The following is a 1,754-nucleotide window of genomic DNA, read 5'->3' on the forward strand; positions in this document are numbered from 1 at the left end:
ATTATTTGTGCCTATGTAATAATCATTAAGTAAATCTTGGATTTGCTCTAGTTTAAATTCTGTGCCACGAATAGAGAGGATATATTCTGAATCTTTAGAATCTGCCTTTGTATCTTTAAAGAGTGTAGCGGAGAATCCTGAATCTGTGTTGGGGCAATGCTCTAGTAAATCATAGTGTTCAAAGAAGTGTTGTAGTTGAGTGGGAGTGAAGTCGCCATTGAGTGTGCCTACTTTATCGGGTTTAATGTTTGGTGATAATTGTGGCTTATACACCTTATAATCTGCAAATGTGTTATCCATAATATCAGTGAGGGTAATTTCTTTTTTAGTGGAATTTTCATTTTTCTTATTTTGTATTTCTATAAACAACCGACTATCGCTATTTGTCATTAAATCATAATATCCATACGCTGCCCAAGCTAACTCTGCGTTATTTTTTAGTTTGTGAATCAATAGTTTATTTTCCATAAATTTCTCCTCCTTGCACTTTATCATACCAATCTTTATCCCATTTGTTATAAAAATCAGTGCAATTTATATAAAACTCGTCCCATTCAAGTCCATATAAAAGAGCGTGAATAGTGGGATAATATCTGCCAGAATCCCAACTTCCTTGTATATTGTATTTGTCTGCATACGCCACAATAGCTTCCTCGCTCCCTACACCCTCAAAAAAAAGTCATATTGCATTTTGCACATTTTCCTAAATTTCCAATAACTAGGCTCTAAATAAAAAGAATAAGGGGTATAGTAAAAAATGATTAAAGCTATACTTCCAAGAAAGACTAAAGACTTTGAGACTTTCTTTTTTGATTTAAAGATGATTCTATATATAAACTTTAATATGAGATAGGAAAGAATAGTAGAGATGAGGATTAAAAGGATGTATGTCATCTTAGGCTACCTTTCTATATTCTGTATTTGGTTGGTGAATAAGCATATCATACTTTTCAAAAAAAATTTTTGCTTGAGTGGGAGTGAAGTCGCCATTGAGTGTTGCGATTTTAAAACCTTTTTCATCAATAATTTTCAAATCTTTATATTGAATATCTAAAACATTCGCAATAGATACAAATTTATCTTTTTCTTTATCAAATCTATTACCTATACACTCAAAGTATCCATAACTAGCCCAAGCAAGTTCTGCATAGTCCTTAAGGTTTTGTATTTGGCGTCTATTATCCATCAATCTCTCCCACAAAATTTCTACAATCAATAGTGTCATCAAAATGTATTCTAAAATCCATATTTCCCTCATTGCCAGATATGTATGGGACATATGTTTTCCATTCGGGTCTAAAATACATTTTTTCAATATTATCAAATTTTAATATTTTGCTATTTGAATTTCTATAGTGAATAAGAATGCCTAAATCTATTCTATTTGAATACTCCATTTTATAACCACTTTTTCCTATACTATTGTCTAATTTTTTGTCAAAGTAACTTAAGATTTTATCGTATTTTTCTTGATTTTTTGGTAAATTATTCAACTCACACATTTTCTTAAACTCCCAATAACTCGGTTGTAATGCATAGGGAGTGTAATGCAAAGGAATACCTATAAGGTAAATTATCCATAAAACCAATAAGATTAAAATGTGTTTTTTAAACTTAAAGTATTTTTTCATATTTTTTGTTTTATTCATTATAAGGCTTTGGACTTACTTTTGCTTCCTCTATTTTGTTTGTGCTTATTTCTGTGCCACGAAAGGAGAGGATATATTGAGAATCTTTAGAATCTGCCTTTGTAT

4 protein-coding genes are annotated in these 1,754 nt (G+C 30.5%); all 4 read right to left on the minus strand.

All coding sequences use genetic code 11. The features are described from left to right. The coding region (locus tag LS65_RS09635) for a hypothetical protein (RefSeq protein ID WP_138129868.1) at nucleotides 1-468 on the minus strand (468 nt) is incomplete at its 3' end. Continuing rightward, complete coding sequence (locus LS65_RS09640) at nucleotides 458-643, minus strand: hypothetical protein (RefSeq protein ID WP_084707988.1); 186 nt, start codon at nucleotides 641-643, stop codon at nucleotides 458-460. The genes LS65_RS09635 and LS65_RS09640, both read right to left, overlap by 11 nt. 252 nt (nucleotides 644-895) lie before the next feature. Then, the gene (locus LS65_RS09650) at nucleotides 896-1,186 is read right to left on the minus strand and encodes a hypothetical protein (RefSeq protein ID WP_138129869.1); all 291 of its coding nucleotides are present in this window, start codon (nucleotides 1,184-1,186) and stop codon (nucleotides 896-898) included. Next, entirely contained in the window at nucleotides 1,179-1,649 is a 471-nt protein-coding gene (locus LS65_RS09655; protein WP_236096715.1) for a hypothetical protein, read from the minus strand. Before LS65_RS09655 ends, LS65_RS09650 begins: the two co-directional genes overlap by 8 nt. Nucleotides 1,650-1,754 lie beyond the last annotated feature (105 nt).

Source organism: Helicobacter japonicus, assembly GCF_000762845.2.
GTDB classification, from domain to species: domain Bacteria; phylum Campylobacterota; class Campylobacteria; order Campylobacterales; family Helicobacteraceae; genus Helicobacter_C; species Helicobacter_C japonicus.

What these genes read in the sequence shown, in the direction of transcription:
- LS65_RS09650 (WP_138129869.1), bottom strand. Translation starts at nt 1,186, where the DNA reads ATGGATAATAGACGCCAAATACAAAACCTTAAGGACTATGCAGAACTT.
- LS65_RS09655 (WP_236096715.1), bottom strand. Translation starts at nt 1,649, where the DNA reads ATGAATAAAACAAAAAATATGAAAAAATACTTTAAGTTTAAAAAACAC.